13 protein-coding genes are annotated in these 18,498 nt (G+C 42.0%); 7 read left to right on the plus strand and 6 right to left on the minus strand.

The features are described from left to right. Positions 1-2 precede the first annotated feature (2 nt). Genes H8744_RS15655 through H8744_RS15665 form a run of 3 tightly spaced genes read left to right on the plus strand, consistent with a single transcriptional unit; the run spans position 3 to position 4,792 of the window. A complete protein-coding gene (locus tag H8744_RS15655; protein WP_262435734.1) occupies positions 3-3,299 on the plus strand; it encodes a glycoside hydrolase family 2 TIM barrel-domain containing protein in 3,297 nt (1,098 codons plus the stop codon). Positions 3,300-3,306: 7 nt separating this feature from the next. Next, entirely contained in the window at positions 3,307-4,086 is a 780-nt protein-coding gene (locus H8744_RS15660) for an N-acetylmuramoyl-L-alanine amidase-like domain-containing protein (RefSeq protein WP_262435735.1), read from the plus strand. A 28-nt stretch (positions 4,087-4,114) separates the two neighbouring features. Next, complete coding sequence (locus tag H8744_RS15665) at positions 4,115-4,792, plus strand: SGNH/GDSL hydrolase family protein (protein WP_262435736.1); 678 nt, start codon at positions 4,115-4,117, stop codon at positions 4,790-4,792. 21 nt (positions 4,793-4,813) lie between these two features. Here H8744_RS15665 and lipB read toward each other — a convergent pair whose 3' ends face one another. From lipB to H8744_RS15695, 6 genes are all read right to left on the minus strand, one after another. Beyond that, positions 4,814-5,479 (minus strand): lipoyl(octanoyl) transferase LipB, encoded by a 666-nt coding sequence (lipB, locus tag H8744_RS15670; protein WP_262435737.1) that lies wholly within the window; start codon positions 5,477-5,479, stop codon positions 4,814-4,816. A 51-nt stretch (positions 5,480-5,530) separates the two neighbouring features. Beyond that, positions 5,531-7,747 carry a heavy metal translocating P-type ATPase gene (locus tag H8744_RS15675; RefSeq protein WP_262435738.1) on the minus strand — a complete coding sequence of 739 codons (2,217 nt, stop codon included), beginning with the start codon at positions 7,745-7,747 and terminating at the stop codon, positions 5,531-5,533. 939 nt (positions 7,748-8,686) lie between these two features. Continuing rightward, positions 8,687-9,469 carry a hypothetical protein gene (locus H8744_RS15680; protein WP_262435739.1) on the minus strand — a complete coding sequence of 261 codons (783 nt, stop codon included), beginning with the start codon at positions 9,467-9,469 and terminating at the stop codon, positions 8,687-8,689. Between the two features lie 483 nt (positions 9,470-9,952). Next, positions 9,953-10,264: a heavy-metal-associated domain-containing protein gene (locus H8744_RS15685; protein WP_262435740.1), complete on the minus strand. Its 312-nt coding sequence runs from the start codon at positions 10,262-10,264 to the stop codon at positions 9,953-9,955. Positions 10,265-10,305: 41 nt separating this feature from the next. Beyond that, positions 10,306-12,528 (minus strand): TonB-dependent receptor, encoded by a 2,223-nt coding sequence (locus tag H8744_RS15690; protein WP_262435741.1) that lies wholly within the window; start codon positions 12,526-12,528, stop codon positions 10,306-10,308. A gap of 329 nt (positions 12,529-12,857) precedes the next feature. Further along, positions 12,858-13,253, minus strand: a complete 396-nt coding sequence (locus tag H8744_RS15695; protein ID WP_262435742.1) for a hypothetical protein — start codon at positions 13,251-13,253, stop codon at positions 12,858-12,860. 138 nt (positions 13,254-13,391) lie between these two features. On the opposite strand from H8744_RS15695, the gene H8744_RS15700 reads away from it, so the two are divergent. From H8744_RS15700 to gcvP, 4 genes are all read left to right on the plus strand, one after another. Then, positions 13,392-14,243: a DUF3298 and DUF4163 domain-containing protein gene (locus tag H8744_RS15700; protein WP_262435743.1), complete on the plus strand. Its 852-nt coding sequence runs from the start codon at positions 13,392-13,394 to the stop codon at positions 14,241-14,243. 37 nt (positions 14,244-14,280) lie between these two features. Further along, positions 14,281-14,901, plus strand: a complete 621-nt coding sequence (gene rsmG, locus H8744_RS15705; protein WP_262435744.1) for a 16S rRNA (guanine(527)-N(7))-methyltransferase RsmG — start codon at positions 14,281-14,283, stop codon at positions 14,899-14,901. Between the two features lie 25 nt (positions 14,902-14,926). Then, the gene (locus H8744_RS15710) at positions 14,927-15,565 is read left to right on the plus strand and encodes an MBL fold metallo-hydrolase (protein ID WP_262435745.1); all 639 of its coding nucleotides are present in this window, start codon (positions 14,927-14,929) and stop codon (positions 15,563-15,565) included. A 67-nt stretch (positions 15,566-15,632) separates the two neighbouring features. Next, positions 15,633-18,479, plus strand: coding sequence for an aminomethyl-transferring glycine dehydrogenase (gene gcvP, locus H8744_RS15715; protein ID WP_262435746.1), 2,847 nt, complete (start codon positions 15,633-15,635; stop codon positions 18,477-18,479). Positions 18,480-18,498: the final 19 nt, after the last annotated feature.

The following is an 18,498-nucleotide window of genomic DNA, read 5'->3' on the forward strand; positions in this document are numbered from 1 at the left end:
CTATGAAATATTTATTAACGGTCGCATGTCTGGCAATGCTTCCCCTGTCCTCATTCGGACAGGGCGAACGTTACAAACAAATCACCGACCCTAAACTAACAAGCATCAATAAAGAAGCGCCACGTAGTACCTTCACTTCGTACACGAACGAAAAAGATGCTGTAGCAAACAATCGGAAAGATGGTACATTCCTATTATCGCTCAATGGGAAATGGAAATTTAATTATGTGGACAGCTTTTCTATGCGACCGACTGATTTTATGCTTCCTGAGAAAAGCGTGAGCGACTGGGCTGACATTACAGTGCCCGGTAATTGGGAATTGCAAGGATTCGGTACACCGATTTATGTTAACACTACCTACGAGTTTTGTTCTCCCGGTTATGCACCCTATTGGAATAAGCCCAATCCTCCCTTTGTTCCTGAAGAATGGAATCCAACCGGAACTTACCGTCGCGACTTCATCCTACCTGCCAATTGGGAAGGGAAAGAGATATTCCTTAGTGCAGATGGTACAAAAGGGGCAGCCTTTTACTATCTGAACGGACAATTTGTAGGAATGAACAAAGACGCGAAAACTCCTGCCCGATTCAATATCACCAAACTGGTTAAACCCGGAAAGAATATGATTGCCGTACAGATACATCGTTTTTCAGATGCAAACTACCTGGAATGTCAAGACTTCTGGCGTTTGAGCGGATTCGAAAGAGATATCTACCTGTATGCACAACCTAAACTCCGCATCGCGGATTTCAAAGTGGAAAGTCCGTTGGATACAGAATATCAGAACGGCATATTGAAATGTACTGTAAAAGTTGCATCTGATAATCCATCCGATTCATACATCGCACGTTATGTACTTCTTGATGAAACTGGCAAACAAATAGCTTCATCCGATGTAGCTGTAAATGATCCGTCTACCGGAGAATCAACCAAAGAGAGAGAAATCGTATTCGATGAAAACAGAATCCGTTCTCCCAAACAATGGACAGCCGAAACTCCCAATCTGTACACCTTTGTCCTTAGTCTCAGAGAACCGAAGAATGGGGAAGTTATAGAAGCCACAAGTGCCAAAATAGGATTCCGTACTGTAGAGATGAAAAATAACCAACTTTGTGTCAATGGTAAACCGATTCTTGTGAAAGGAGTGAACGTACACGAGCATAATGAGCATACCGGACATTATGTTACCGAAGAATTAATGCTCAAAGATTTCGAACTTTGGAAAAAATACAATGTAAATACTGTCCGCACCTGCCATTATCCGCAACAAGAAAGATTCTATGAACTGTGCGACAAATATGGAATTTACGTTATCGATGAAGCAAACATCGAATCCCACGGTATGGGATATGACCGTCAGGTAGGCGGTTCGCTTGCCAACAATCCTCTATTTGGAGATGCACATACCTACCGTACCAATAACATGTATCAACGCGACAAGAATCACCCTTCCGTTATCGTCTGGTCATTGGGGAATGAAGCCGGAAATGGCATTAATTTCTATAACACATACGCAATGCTAAAAAAACTCGACACCCGTCCCGTACAATATGAGCAGGCACATTTGGAATGGAATACCGACATTTATTGCCCGATGTATAGTCGCCCGAATGAAATCGAGCAATATGCCAAAGATCCCAAACACAACCGCCCACTCATCTTATGCGAATATGCTCATGCAATGGGTAACAGTCTAGGCAATTTCCAGGAATATTGGGATACAATCGAAGCATACCCTCTTCTTCAGGGAGGTTGCATATGGGATTGGGTAGACCAAGGCCTTGCCGAAAAGACTTCCGACGGACGTAAGTATTGGGCGTACGGTGGTGACTATGGTGCCATCGGAACACCTTCGGACGGAGATTTTTGCATAAACGGTATCGTTTACCCGGATCGTAGTGTGAAACCTCAGACTACGGAAATGGGTAAAGTCTATCAAAACGTTAAGTTTATTAACTTCGATAAGGCTCGCGGTACAATCGATGTGCATAACGACTTCAGCTTTACCAATCTCGATAAGTATGATTATCATTATATCATCCGCGAATATGGAAAAGAGATCTACACGGACAAGTTCAATGTAAATGCTACTCCTGGTGAGACTGTTACTGTGCAGTTGAAAGGCATGCCTCAGGAAAATATTAAAACGGGAGATATCAATATTGAATTTTATGCTACCATTCGTACTCCCGAAGCTTTCTTGCCGACAGGTACGGTTATCGCACGCGAACAAATCAATATCCAACCCTTTGCCAAACGTGAACAGCTCCGTCAGGTACCTGCCGATATTGAAGAAACGGAAACACAAGCCATACTTACAGGTAAGGACTTTAGAGCCGTATTCGACAAGAAAAGCGGTCTTCTCGTTTCGTACAAATACAATAAACAGGAATACATTCTGAATGGGGAAGGTCTACGCCCCTTCTTCTGGAGAGCGCCTATAGACAATGATTATGGTGCCGGTCTCCCACGTAAACTGAAAACATGGAAAGAAGCTAGTTATCAGGAACCGATAGCCGAAAGTTTCAGCGTATCCCGCGAACGCGGCATGATACGCGAAGAAGATCCGAACGGTCCTGCAGGCAACCGCAACGGGAGAGAAAGCCAGGTAAGTTTTAGTATTGTAAAAGTATCCTATCATTACCCGGAAACAAATGCGACTTGGAGTATCAGATATAAGGTATATTCGAATGGAATAATCAAAGTTAGTAACAACTTTATAGCCAACGATAAAAATTCTCCTCTGATACCACGTGTCGGCTTACGTATGCAGATGCCGGAAACATTCAGCACACTGACTTATTACGGACGCGGCCCCGAAGAAAACTATCGCGACCGGTGTACTTCCCAGTTTATAGGTGAATATACTACTCCGGTTAAAGAGATGTATGAACCCTATATTCGCCCCCAAGAGAACAATCACCGGACAGACATTAACTGGTGTGCATTTACTAATAAATCAGGAGCCGGCCTTCTCTTTATTGCCGACAATACCTTCGAGTTCAACGCATCGAATTATCCTTTGGAAACTCTCGATAGCGGTGATGACATACACAATGCCGCACCACGAACCGCTGAAACCGATCACCGCCACCTTACCGATCCGAAAGCAGAAAAGGCAGTAGATCTCTTCATTGATTACCAGATGATGGGAGTAGGAGGCGATAATGCCTGGGGAGCGCTTGCACACGAACCTTACCTGATCCGTCCGGGCAAACAGAACGCGATCAACTACGGTTTTACATTGGTGCCTTTCGGGCGTAAAACAGACTTCAGAAATTTAATTTATCAATATTAAAATGAAAATGAAAACTATCAGTACATTCATAGTGGCCGCTTGCTTATTAAGCGGCCCAGCTATGGCACAACAAGAGAAGAATTTAATGCTAAGTAATGCCCAAACTTTTATAGACACACCATATGTTCCCAACACATTGGAAATAGATGATGCAGAAAACCTCGTCATCAATTGCGATGAAGTGGATTGCACGACATTCGTTGAATATGTGTTGGCCATGTCACTTTGCTCTGAACAAGGTAAAGATATGAGTGAAGGTGAATTTGCAGGAAATCTGCAACGTATCCGTTATCGAGACGGCAAAATAGACGGATATACATCACGCTTACATTATATTGCCGACTGGATCGAAAACGGAGTACGCGGAGGATTTATGGAAGACGTAACAGCCGTCAACAGTCCTTACACACAAACACTGAATTTGTCGTACATGTCTACCCATCCAAAAGATTATAAACAGTTAGCAAATTCAGAGACCAACGTGTCTAAAATGGCAGGCTATGAGAAGGCCCTTACCGGACAGGAAATACATTGGTTACCCAAAGACATGCTACCTTCAACCGGACTTCCCTGGATCAAGAACGGGGATATTATTGCCATAACCACCAACACTCCCGGCTTGGATGTATCCCATATGGGAATCGCCATTTACGTCAAAGACAATCTTTGTTTACTACACGCTTCTTCCGACAAGGGAAAAGTTTTAGTAGACAAAAATACTTTAAGCCGCCTTCTGAAACATAATGATAAATGGACGGGAATCCGTGTCATCAGAATGAAAAAATAATAAAAGCAAAACGACAAAATTAAAAGAAATGAGAACATTTTATCTTGCACTTATCAGCCTATTTCTTTTGTGCGGAGAATCTACCGCACAAGATTGGGCCAATTTAACACGGTTTCAGGCAAAAAATGAAGCCTTGGGTACTCCGGCAAAAGGAGAGAAACGGGTAGTATTTATGGGAAACTCGATTACGGAGGGATGGATTAATACCTGTCCTGAATTTTTCGAAGGACGACCTTATATCAATCGGGGGATAGGAGGACAAACAACTCCCCAAATGCTGATCCGCTTCCGCCAGGACGTTATCAACCTACACCCCAAAGTAGTAGTAATACTTGCCGGAACAAATGATATTGCAGGAAACACAGGACCATCCACTTTGGAAATGATAGAAGATAATCTGGCTTCAATGGCTGAGATCGCCCATGCTAATGGTATTAAAGTGATTCTCTGTTCCGTACTCCCTGCTTATGATTATCCTTGGCGCAAAGGAATGGAACCTAACGTAAAGATTCCCGAACTGAATAAGTGGATCAAGAATTATGCGGAAAAGAACAAATTTATCTACCTAGATTACTTCTCTGCAATGGTCGACGAGAAAAACGGGATGCAAGCCGACCTGTCAGGTGACGGTGTACATCCCAACAAAAAAGGGTATGAAATCATGCAGCCAATGGTAGAAAAAGCCATTGCGAAAGCATTGAAATAAAACATCGATCAATGCAGATATTTATAAAGCAATAAGAAGTGCTTTGATTTCTGCTTCAAGGCGTTGCTTCACTTCGGACATCGGGAGGTCATGTCCCAATTCCTGACGCAGTGAAGTGACGCCTTTGTCAATAAACCCACAAGGATGAATATAACTGAAATAGCGCAAATCGGTATTTACATTCAAAGCCAATCCGTGCATCGTTACAAAGTGGCTGCTTCTGACCCCTATTGCGCAAATCTTCCTTGCACGGGATGTGTTTCCTTCCAGCCAAACCCCGGTTGCTTTTTCCAGTCTACCGGCAGAGATGCCATAAGATTCACAAACGCGGATAACGGCCTCTTCCAATACATGAACATATTCTTTCAGCCCAAGTCCGAATTCCTCAAGATTCAAAATCGGATAGCAAACCAACTGTCCGGGGCCATGATAAGTAATATCTCCTCCCCGGTCTATGTGATAAAGGGTTGCACCTATTTTTTCCAATTGAGCTTCCGTCAATAACATATTATTTTCCTTTCCGCTACGCCCCAGCGTATAGACATGCGGATGTTCGCACATGATAATACGGTTCTCATAATCTTCTCCTTTTTGCTTGGCGAGGATAAGATTATCGAACCATTCCGTCTGCCGTTGCCATGCTTCGGCATACGGAACAAGATTCCAGTCTGTTACAATCGTTTTCATAAAAACAAAGGTAATGAATAAATTGAAATATTTTTATTCATCACGGAAGTTTTATTTTCTCCGTCCGAGACTTAAGGAGTTCAACACAACACTCACGCTCGAAAAAGCCATCGCTGCACTTGCAAGCATCGGATTCAATAATATGCCGTAGAGGGGATATAATATACCGGCTGCAATAGGAATTCCTATAAGGTTATATATAAATGCCCAAAACAGATTCTGATGAATCAACTTCACGGTCTGCCTGGATAAGTTAAATGCTTTCGGCAACAACAACAAATCGGAAGTCATCAACGTCACCATCGCTACATCCATCGCAATATCGGTACCTTTGCCCATCGCAATGCTGACATCCGCCAGTGCAAGAGCTTGCGAATCATTAATGCCATCGCCTACCATAGCTACCGTTTTACCTTGTAATTGCAATTCACGAATAAATTCCTGCTTGTCATCAGGCAACGCATCCGCAACAAATCTGTCAATGCCCAACTTGCCTGCCACTGCCAATGCTGTCCGTTGCCCGTCACCTGTCAACATGCAGATATCTATTCCTTGTTGTCTAAGTTCTTTCACAGCTTCGGCCGAAGTCGGTTTCACAGGATCGGATACAGCGATGATCGCCAATATCTGATTCTCACGACCAAAATAGATGATGCCATTTCCTTCCGATTCATACTGAACCATCATATCTGCCATCACATCCGGTAAAGAAGCATTGAAGTCTTTCAACAATTTATGGCTACCCACCCAGAACAGATCACCTTTATAAATCACTCTCACCCCTTTTCCGGTAATACTTTCAAAACTATCCAAATGAGCAGGAACGACTTTCTCCTCTCCTTGCAAAGAGGCTACAATTGCTCCGGCAAGCGGATGCTCCGATTTCTGTTCGGCAGCAAGCAAAACACCCTTGAAATAATCTTCCTGTGTCACTGCCCACAGCCAACCGCTAACAGTAGGATGACCTTCGGTCAAAGTCCCCGTTTTATCCAGAACAACCACATTTACTTTACGCATCTGCTCCAAGGCAACCGCATCCTTTATTAAAATATGCTGACTGGCAGCTTTCCCGATGCCGACCATAAGGGCAGTAGGTGTTGCAAGCCCCAATGCACACGGACAGGCTATTACCAGTACAGACACAGCGGAAAGCATAGCATATGAGAAATAATCCATACCACCGATGACTATCCAAAGAATAAAAGTCAACACGGCTATGCCCAACACTACAGGTACAAAAATTCCTGTCACCCGGTCGACGATGCGTTGCACCGGAGCCTTACTTCCCTGAGCTTCCTGTACCATACGGATGATACGGGCAAGTACGGTTTCTGAACCTACCTGAGACGCATTGATAATGAAAGAGCCACGTTGATTGATTGTTCCGGCAAGTACCCGGTCGCCTTTCTTCTTCTCCACAGGAATGGGTTCACCGCTGATCATACTTTCATCTACAAAAGAGTCTCCCTCGGAAACGATACCGTCCACCGGAATCTGCTCTCCCGGACGAACTACAACCAAATCACCGACCTGAAGTTGGTCGATAAGGACTTCCTCTTCAATCCCGTTACGTAAGATACGGGCGACCTTCGGTTGAAGTCCCATTAACTTTTTAATGGCAGCGGAAGTATTGCCTTTTGCCCGTTCTTCCAACAATTTGCCTGTCAGAACAAATGCTATGATAACAACAGAAGCCTCATAATAGACGTGTGGCTCCACTCCGCGGCTATACCAGAACTCCGGGAAAAAAGTATTGAACACACTGAACAAAAAAGCGATGGATGTACTCAAAGCTACCAATGTATCCATATTACTTCGTCCCATTTTAGCTTGTTTCCAGGCACCAGTGAAGAACGAACCACCGAAAAGAATCAGAACGGGAAGCGTGAGTAGCAATTGTATCTCATTGGAATAAGGCACATGCATAAAGACCATAGAAAGCAATAACATGGGAACGGCAAAAATCCACGCACCGATGACTTGCCTCTTCAATTTGCGATAATGCTGTTGCTGTGCTTCCTCCTGACGCTCTTCGCGAAGGTTTTCCTCTTCAACAATAAGGTCATAACCACCCGATAAAACAGCCGCCCTGATTTCTCCCGGAGTCAGTTTGTCGGCTTCATAAGAAACAGAAAGCGTATTTGTAGCAAAATTTACCGTTGCATCCACGATACCCGGCAATTTACGGACAATCTTTTCAACATTATTAGCACACCCCGCACAGTGCATATTCAGCACGGGAAACACTTTCTTTGTAACAGTACCCATATTTATATCTTTTAATTTATTCTTTTAACAACCTTACAAGGTTATTTGTTCAATTGCTTCTCATTACCTAACTTCAACTTTCTAACAATTTCAAGTCTTATTCAGTGAAGTTATATTTCATGTTTTTCCTTTATAAAAAGACTTTTTATAATAACAAAAATCACCGCTATCCGTCCGATCCACCTGACATAATTATTTATGTTTATGTCCCACGGGCTTAAATTTATCACTATCAATACAACATAAAGTACAACTATTACAATAGCCACATAATGTATAAATTTTATATTTATTTTTTTCCACGACATATAGAATGCAATTAAAATATTATAACATCACATTTACTAAAAAAATCATTGTTAGGACTAACCATAAAGAAATCCTCTTTTCCTCTTTTTCGTCTTCTCCACGAATTCAGCATTGCATTGAACTTCTTAAATCCTACTTTCAATTTTCCAACATTTGTCACCAAGAAAAGTATAATTGAGAGTTTTATTTTTTTTTCTTCTTCAACCGATAAAGAACATCATAAAGTATCAATAAAATGAGATCTATTATAAATAGATACCCAACATAAATACGCAGCTTTTCGCATCCCAAAGGGCCTTCTGCAATCACCCACATGATAAAAGATAAAATTACTAATATAAAATAGATATAACGAATAATTTCTATATTTATTTTTTTCCACAACATATAGTATACAATTAAAAAATAAGGTTCGTTGAATCACTAATTTCGTCCTAGCAACGTGTAAAAACAGCATGATAATTTGATATTAAAAAGTAAGCACATTCATGATTATAATCAATGATTTTTCTTTTATTAATCTACCAAGCTATTTTCACACGTTATACTGAACTATTACATAGAAATTGATGAAACACGTCATTAAATTGCCCAATTAAAAAACTATTTCACATCAATTACATATCGTTTTTAACCAAAAATAGACCAAATAATTTGCATAAATGATGCTATTTGAACTGCTTTACCAACCGATCCTGCAGTCACCCAACCCAAACTCCAAAGAGACATTCCTATTATACCATTTAACTGATTTGCATCCATTATAGATACCGCCTGACTCCAAATCATTCTATCTCCAGGTGACATCCTAGTACTAAAGGTTTCGTTAAGGATATATTTATTCACACCTCTTATAATAATGAATCTGATTTTCTTTAAGGATTCAAGTCTTAATTTTATTTCTTTTCTAGAAGCCAAATCTAATGATTTAAAGTTCGCACCATCATAAAATGCATCGATTTCATCTACCAATTTATTATCATTCTCATTAAATATCAAATGCTTTTTTGACTCTATAAATTTTATAAATACAGATCCTTCACGAGTAATTTCTGATTGAGTGAAAAGCATATATGAGAAAAGTGCATTTTCTTGCGATGTTAATCGGTTTATATAATCTGTCGCCCGTCGTGTCAGATAATCTTCAGAAGAAATATTCGATTCTGAGATTGAGATTCTAACATTCTCTCTTAATAAATCATTATATAAGCCTTCAAATAAGACAGCATATTTATCAGATAAGATTGCAATCTGTTCATCGGACAATAATGAAATATCTATTTTTTGTTCGAAAGCAGAGCTTTCATTTGATATGATTACCTCATCATCACTGCCTTTACAAGCACATAAGCATATAAATAATAGAGCTAAAAAACTCATTCCAGTTTTTTTATTATATAATAAATTCTTCATATCTGTAAATTTTAAAAATGTTATGAATAATAACATGAAATATTGCTACTCACCTGAAATGATTTAAATTTAATGGCAAGTAAATACTATTATCCCCTCCAATGACATTTATAATGAACGCCATTGGAGGGGATAATCTAATTGAAATTATTTTTTCCAATTAGGTTTAATTTCCTAGCTATATGCGAAATAAAATGTAACATAGCATCTGAAATTAAAACACATTAACCAATATCTATAATATAATCAATAATGTCTATTCATTACACCGGCATTATAATTATAAATATTCTTTTACCACAATAAATAAGCGATATTAATATTGTTCGCAATTTACATATTTATTTTAAATAAACCAAAATAAATAGCATCAAATATTTTGTATCGTAATGACTTTTGATACTATTTATTACAGAAAATCTAAACCTTCTATCGAAATTATTTAAAATAAACGATCTCCCGACACAGATCCCATTTGTTGAATTACTTCTTTTCCTCTTTTTTCGTCTCCTTCACGAATTCAGCTTTGTAATTGAACTTCTCAAACCCTGCTTTCAATTTATCAACATTCGTCTTGTCAGCATCATAGGTGATTGATACGGTCTTCGTCTTTAAGTCGGTAGAAAACTCTTTTACGCCCTTCTCAAACTTAATATTGTTTTTCACCTTACGTTCGCAATTCTCGCAATGCATTTGTGACACTTTAAATACAGCCGTACGAATGTCTTTCGCCATCACAGCCGTGAGACCCGATAAAATCATCGCAAAAGCGACCATCATTCTTTTTACTTTCATAATAACCCCTTCGTTTTTAATTTTTAATTATTAATTTTTAATTATTCAACGTTTCTTGCCAGATTGAACCTTATTCCAATATACGCCTTCGCTCCATGCATCGGTCCCCATATCATGGTAGAGTCAAAATTATCTCCCCAAGGATCGGAAGCATTGATAATTGGATTCTTTTGTTTGAAATTAGTCAGGTTCTCTCCGCCTATATAAACGGACCAGCGTCGAAAATAGCGTGTCACTTGGGCACTAAGCTGCTCAAAACTCCCATAACGCGCTTCCCAGGATGAATGCCCATCAGAAGCTATATACGGATGCGGCATTCTTCCGCCACCATTCAATTGAAGAGTTGCGTCAAACTGCCATAAGCCGAGCGGTGTCTGATAGGAGGCGGTCAGAAGCCCTTTGTATTTACTTGTCAACGGCTTTTCCAGTAATTCTCCGTTATAATTCGTTTTCGCATCCGTGAGACGATAGGCGGCAGTAAGCGTGAAGCCCTTGAAAAGCGGATAATTCGCTTCCAACTGCAACACTTGCGAATAGGAACGTCCCTTCAGGTTGTAGAATGCTACTTCATGGGGATCGGTATCCATATCTACCACTACTTGTTTCTGAAAATCGGTATAATAATATTCCGCATTAAGATTCAGCGTCTTACCGAACAGCGGGATATAGGTCGACACGCTCGCCCCATAATTCCATGCCTCTTCTTGATCAAGATTCGCTGCAATCTTAACTTTCCGGCTACTGGCAAGGAGATAGTTATTTTCCGCCAGTACATGATTAGTGCGATACCCTTTCCCGGCAGACAGACGGAAATGGACATACTCGTTCGGATTGTACTTGACATGCGCACGCGGAGTCACAAAGAAACCGTACATGCTGCTATGATCCCCACGAATTCCCCCCATAAGCATAAGTTTATCATTCAGGTTGAAAGTATACTGAATATAAGCTCCGGGGACGAATTCTTTCACAAATGCTTTTGTCGATAGCCCATCGGCTTCATTTGTCAGCCGGTAAAGCTGATCGTATCCATCGTAATTGAAGCTCAATCCGGCAGACAAGCTGTTTTGTTTATTAAATTCGGTTTCGAACAGCAAGGAAGCATACACATTCGTTTGGTCGACATCATAAAGCTTATGACCGTACATGGCATTTTGATCATGGAAAGTTCCCTGCAAAATAAGGGCAAGATTGGTGTTCTTCTCCTTATTAAAAATATAGGCATTTTTAGTAAAAGCCTCATAACGATTGGTTTTGATACCGATCTCATACAATTCGTGCGATGGCTTTCCATCATGGCTAACCTGCCCGCTGTTGCGTTGTTCGGAAAGTGCTTTGATGCCTGCCTGAAACACATAATGATCTCCCATATATGCCCACCGGTTCCAAAAATTATATTGCTCGACCCGGGGAATATCCACAAAACCATCGTTATTACTGTCGTGCGCCTTCGTCTCATTCTCATAATGAGCCAGCAAAGACGTACTCCAACGTTTGGAAAGTTTTATCGTGGCATCAGCATTTGCTTCGTAACGGTTGGTGCTACTGGCAAACAGATTGGCAGACACCCAGTCCGCTTCGGGCAACTGGGGTTTCTTAAACTCCACATTGATCTGTCCCGTAATGGATTCATACCCGTTCTTTACGGACGAACTTCCTTTGCTCACTTGAATGCTTTGCATCCAAGGCCCGGGCACATATCCCAATCCATAAGGCGCAGCGGCTCCCCGATAGTTTGGAATATTTTCCGTCATCATCTGTACATACGTACCCGACAGCCCCAGCAACTTGATCTGTTTAGCTCCCGTAGCGGCATCGGAATAACTGACATCGACGGAGGGATTCGTCACAAAACTCTCGCCCAGGTTGCAACAAGCGGCACGGGTCAGTTCGGCACTGCTGATAATATCTTCATTCATCACGCTGTTGCGCAGTTTCATTGTACCGAGTTTCCGGCTTACGACATTTACCTCACCCAACTCCACTCCTGCCCGGAGCATTATATCCAACTTTTGGTTTTTGCCGTCCACCTGTATAGTGTCATTTTCGAATCCTATAAAACTGATAATAAGTTTATTGCTGTTTGCAGGCTTAACAATGGAGAAACTGCCGTCACCGGATGTCGTCACACCGTTCGTAGTACCGAGCCAAAACACATTGGCACCGGGGACGGGCTCACCCATATCATCTTGTACGATTCCTTCTACTTGTGCTTGTAAAGCAAAGGAAATCAAAAGAAAAAGAATAGAGAATATATATTTCATAAATGTTTACTCATTTTGTGATGCAAAGTTATCAAATAGCCCTTGCAACCCGGTTGCAAAAAACGGGCTTTTTGAATGATTGTTTTTCGTATATCCAACGCATTATATTTCAATAGATTAAAGATACGTCTTAGGAGATTGATATTAATAACATCCGGATGTTATCTATCAAAACATCCGGATGTTTTATACTACAACATGGGGATGTTCTTGGGTACAACATGGGGATGTTTTTAGTCTTTATCTATGAAGATATAAATAGCAGACCGTAAGAAAACAATACCTAAGAGCAGTATCTTCTTACATTCCTTCATAATACTCCGGAAACGCTAAATGATAAGAATGGAAAAGAGAGCCAAGTAATGCCGGGAACTGACAGGATGCGGAGACAGATCGGATATAAAATCCTGCGGTTCGGCAATGGCTCTATAATATTGAAAACCGGGAATAAGTATGCAGAAAAGTTGCAACACAGGAACAGGCATAGCTACTTCGCAAGACTGCTTTACCAAATCTACTTTATAAACAGTTGCCGTGCAACCTTCATCCTGACAAGACTTATTCATCGGATGCGGGGATTGATGGCACTTCTTACAGCCATTGGTGCAACAGGTCTGTGCAGCTTCACAACCGGCACAACAATAATGCACAATAGACACTCCTACCCCGGCGTAGATGATCAACAGGGAAAACAAAGTTGCAAATATGTAACGAAGTCTCTTCATGTCCGCTGCAAAGATAGGGAGATTTAACCGTTGAGGGGCATTAATTTTTCCTTTTTTATTGGTAGTATTCGTTAATATGTTCTATATTTGTCGATAATGAACAGAGGTATAAATGTTGAATTTAAAGAAGAAACCGTTATGAAAAAACAATATGTCAGCCTACTTATAATTATTCTTTCGGTAAGTAGCTTTTTATTTTCTTGTCGTGACAAGATGAATGAAAGAGTCGGAGCATTGGAGTTCGATAGTATACAGGTAAACGAAACTGCCCATCTCTTCGGGGATACGTCCAAACCTGCGTGCAATTTGACAATAAACTATACATATCCGGTGAAATCTTCGGATGAACTTTTGAAAGACACGTTGAACAAATATTTCATCTCCGCTTGTTTCGGAGAAAAATATATGGATGAAGCCCCCCGGGAAGTCATAAAACAGTACACTGAAACCTACGTCAGTGATTACCGCCGCGACCTGGAACCTATGTACCTGGAAGACGAAAAGGACAAGGAAGACAATGCTTCCATCGGTGCATGGTACTCTTATTATAAAGGTATAGAGAGCAACGTGAATTATTACGAGAAAAATCTACTGGTTTATTGCATCAAATACAATGAATATACCGGTGGCGCACATGGCATCTATATGACTACCTATCTCAATATGGATCTCGACCTGATGCGTCCCTTGCGTTTGGATGATATTTTTGTCGGAGACTATCAAGAGACTTTGACTGATCTTATCTGGAATCAGTTGATGGCAGAAAACAATGTTAAGACACATTCCGAACTGGAAGACCTGGGATACGGTTCAACAGGCGAAATCGCTCCGACAGAGAATTTCTATCTAGATAAGGAAGGCATCACCTTCTATTATAATGTATACGATATCACTCCATACGCCATGGGACCTGTGGAAGTGTCACTACCCTTCCAGATGATAGAACATATGTTAGGCAGCAGCACAGTGATCAAAGAACTGAGAAATTAAATCAATAAAAATATAACCCAACCTATATTTAGAAGAAGTGGAAATTATACTCAAATACTTCCCTGACCTTACGGAAGAGCAGCGCAAGCAGTTTGCCGCCCTATACGACTTATACCTTGACTGGAACAGCAAGATTAACGTGATCTCACGAAAGGATATAGAAAACTTGTACGAACACCACGTGTTACATTCACTCGGCATAGCCAAAATGATTCACTTCCGTCCCGGGACCCACATCATGGATTTGGGAACCGGTGGAGGTTTTCCCGGCATTCCTTTGGCAATCCTCTTTCCAGAAGTAAAATTCCATCTGGTAGACAGTATCGGAAAGAAAGTACGTGTTGCCACGGAAGTGGCGAATGCCATCGGGCTGAAAAACGTCACTTTCCGCCACGCGCGTGCCGAAGAAGAGAAACAGCTATTCGACTTTGTCGTAAGCCGTGCCGTCATGCCACTGGCAGACCTGGTTAAAATCATCAAAAAGAATATCTCGCCCAAACAACAGAACCCGTTACCCAACGGATTAATCTGCCTGAAAGGCGGTGAACTAGAGCATGAAGCGATGCCATTCAAACATAAAACTACGATGCATCCGTTGAGCGATGATTTTGAAGAAGAATTCTTCCAGACTAAAAAAGTGGTATATGTAACCGTATAAACAGAATACGTAATATCAACGAACCATGAAGATAAAGAGATTTGAATTTAATATGTTTCCCGTAAACTGTTATGTGTTATGGGATGAAACCAAAGAGGCGGTTGTTATCGATCCGGGTTGTTTTTACGACGAGGAAAAGCAGGCATTGAAGAATTTCATCGTCACCAACGAACTGACGGTGAAGCATCTGTTGAATACTCATTTACATCTGGATCATATCTTTGGCAATCCGTTCATGCTAAAAGAGTTCGGGCTTTCCGCTGAAGCCAGTCAGGCAGATGAATATTGGATAGAAGAGGCTCCGAAACAAAGCCGTATGTTCGGGTTCCAGCTTCAGGAAGAACCGGTGCCGTTGGGAAAATATCTGCATGATGGAGATATCATCACATTCGGTAATACTACGTTGGAAGCCATTCATGTGCCGGGACATTCACCCGGTAGTTTGGTTTACTACTGCAAAGCAGAGAACTGCATGTTTTCCGGTGATGTACTTTTCCAGGGAAGCATCGGACGCGCTGATCTGGCAGGAGGAAACTTCGACGAACTGATCGATCACATCTGTAGCCGGTTGTTCGTCCTTCCCAACGAGACTGTCATCTATCCGGGACACGGGGCACCCACCACCATCGGAATGGAGAAAGCCGAAAACCCTTTCTTCAGGTAATACTTTCATGAAAAAAAGTAAACGCTATATATAATCAATAGTAGAAACTACTTAAAAACTAACTAATATGAAAACCGAATCATTCGCCAGCCGTCATATCGGTATCAGCGAAAAAGACATTGAAGTGATGCTACGCAAAATAGGCGTAGACACACTTGATGAGTTAATCAATAAAACCATTCCTGCCAACATACGGCTCAAAGAGCCGTTGGCTCTCCCACCAGCAATGACCGAATACGAATTCGGCAAGCACATCAGTGAACTGGCTGGAAAAAACAAACTCTTTACTACTTACATCGGTATGGGTTGGTATAATACGATTACTCCCGCCGTGATCCAAAGAAATGTCTTTGAGAACCCGGTATGGTATACTTCGTATACGCCTTATCAGACAGAAGTATCACAGGGTCGCCTCGAGGCACTGATGAACTTCCAGACGATGGTAAGCGACCTGACAGCCATGCCTTTGGCAAACTGTTCCTTATTGGACGAGGCAACAGCAGCCGCGGAAGCCGTTTCGATGATGTACGCGTTGCGTCCCCGCGATAAGCAGAAAGCAGGTGCGAATGTCGTTTTTGTGGACGAAAATATCTTCCCCCAAACTCTGGCTGTCATGACCACCCGTGCCATCCCTCAAGGCATCGAGCTTCGGGTAGGTAAATACCAGGAATTCGAACCAACGCCGGAAGTGTTCGCTTGCGTACTTCAGTACCCAAATGCTGACGGTAATGTGGAAGACTACCGCGAATTTACAGAAAAGGCCCATGCCACCGGATGCAAAGTAGCCGTAGCCGCTGACTTATTAAGCCTTGCACTGATCGTTCCTCCGGGTGAATGGGGAGCGGATATCGTATTCGGTACTACGCAACGTTTTGGAATACCTATGTTCTACGGTGGTCCATCGGCAGCTTATTTTGCCACACTCGACGAGTATAAACGAAATATGCCGGGACGAATCATCGGTTGGTCGAAAGACAAATACGACAAACCTTGCTATCGCATGGCTTTACAAACCCGTGAACAACACATCAAACGCGAAAAAGCGACTTCTAATATCTGTACCGCACAAGCATTGCTGGCTACGATGGCAGGTTTCTATGCCGTTTATCACGGACAGGAAGGAATCAAAGATATTGCACACCGCATCCACAGTATTGCTACTTTCCTGGAAAAAGGAATCAGCAAGCTGGGGTACAAGCAAGCCAACCGGCAATATTTCGACACTCTCCGCTTTACGTTGCCCGACAATGTATCGGCACAACAGATCCGCACCATCGCGCTGAGTAAAGAAGTCAATTTACGCTATTTCGACAACGGTGACGTAGGTTTCAGTATCGATGAAACAACCGATATCGCAGCTGCCAATGTCCTGCTCTCCATTTTTGCTATTGCAGCCGAAAAAGACTACCAAAAGATAAACGAAATACCGGATGCTCCCGAATTTCCGGAAGCATTGAAGCGTCAAAGTCCATTCCTCACGCATGAAGTATTCTCAAAATATCATACTGAGACGGAAATGATGCGTTATATCAAACGCTTGGATCGCAAGGACATTTCATTGGCTCATTCCATGATACCGCTGGGATCATGTACCATGAAACTGAATGCAGCCGCAGAAATTCTCCCGTTGAGCCGGCCGGAATTCATGTGCATACATCCGCTCGTACCGGAAGACCAAGCCGAAGGATATCGTGAACTGATAGAAAATCTCAGCGAGGCATTGAAGATTATCACCGGATTCGCTGGAATCAGCCTTCAGCCGAACTCAGGAGCAGCGGGCGAATACACAGGCCTTCGCGTGATCCGTAGTTATTTGGAAAGCATCGGACAGGGACACCGTAATAGAATATTGATTCCGGCATCGGCTCATGGAACTAATCCGGCATCGGCCGTTCAAGCAGGTTTCACTACCGTTACATGTGCATGTGATGAAAACGGTAACGTAGATATGGACGACCTCCGCGCAAAAGCAGAAGAAAACAAAGATGATTTGGCTGCCTTAATGATTACTTACCCCTCTACTCACGGTATCTTTGAAACGGAGATTGTTGAAATCTGCCGCATCATACATGCATGTGGGGCACAAGTATATATGGATGGAGCTAATATGAATGCTCAGGTAGGTTTGACGAATCCTGGTTTTATCGGTGCCGACGTTTGCCACCTGAATTTGCACAAGACATTTGCTTCTCCTCATGGAGGAGGCGGACCGGGCGTAGGACCGATCTGCGTAGCCGAACATTTGGTACCGTTCTTACCGGGACATGGCATATTCGGCAATCCAATGAATGAGGTATCCTCTGCACCTTATGGTAGCGCAGGAATTCTTCCTATCACTTACGGATATATTCGTATGATGGGTACGGATGGATTGACCATGGCAACGAAAGCTGCTATACTGAATGCCAACTATCTAGCTGCTTGCCTGAATGATACATACGGCATTGTCTATCGCGGTGCCAATGGGTACGTCGGACATGAAATGATATTGGAATGCCGCAAGGTTCACGAAGAAACGGGTATCAGTGAAAATGACATCGCAAAACGTCTGATGGACTTTGGATACCATGCTCCTACCCTCTCCTTCCCAGTTCACGGAACTTTGATGATTGAACCGACAGAAAGTGAAAGCCTGTGGGAACTGGATAATTTCGTAACGGTGATGCAGACAATATGGGATGAAATACAAGAGGTAAAGAATGGAGAAGCCGATAAGGAAGACAACGTGCTTGTAAACGCTCCTCACCCGGAATATGAAATTGTGGATGACGATTGGAAACACAGTTATTCACGAGAGAAAGCAGCTTATCCTATTGAAAGTGTACGGGAAAATAAATTCTGGGTCAATGTAGCCCGTGTAGACAATACATTGGGAGACCGGAAATTACAACCTACATGCTATTGCTTTGGATAAAGATATTTAGTTGAAAGTT

It is taken from the genome of Jilunia laotingensis, assembly GCF_014385165.1.
Lineage (GTDB): Bacteria > Bacteroidota > Bacteroidia > Bacteroidales > Bacteroidaceae > Bacteroides > Bacteroides laotingensis.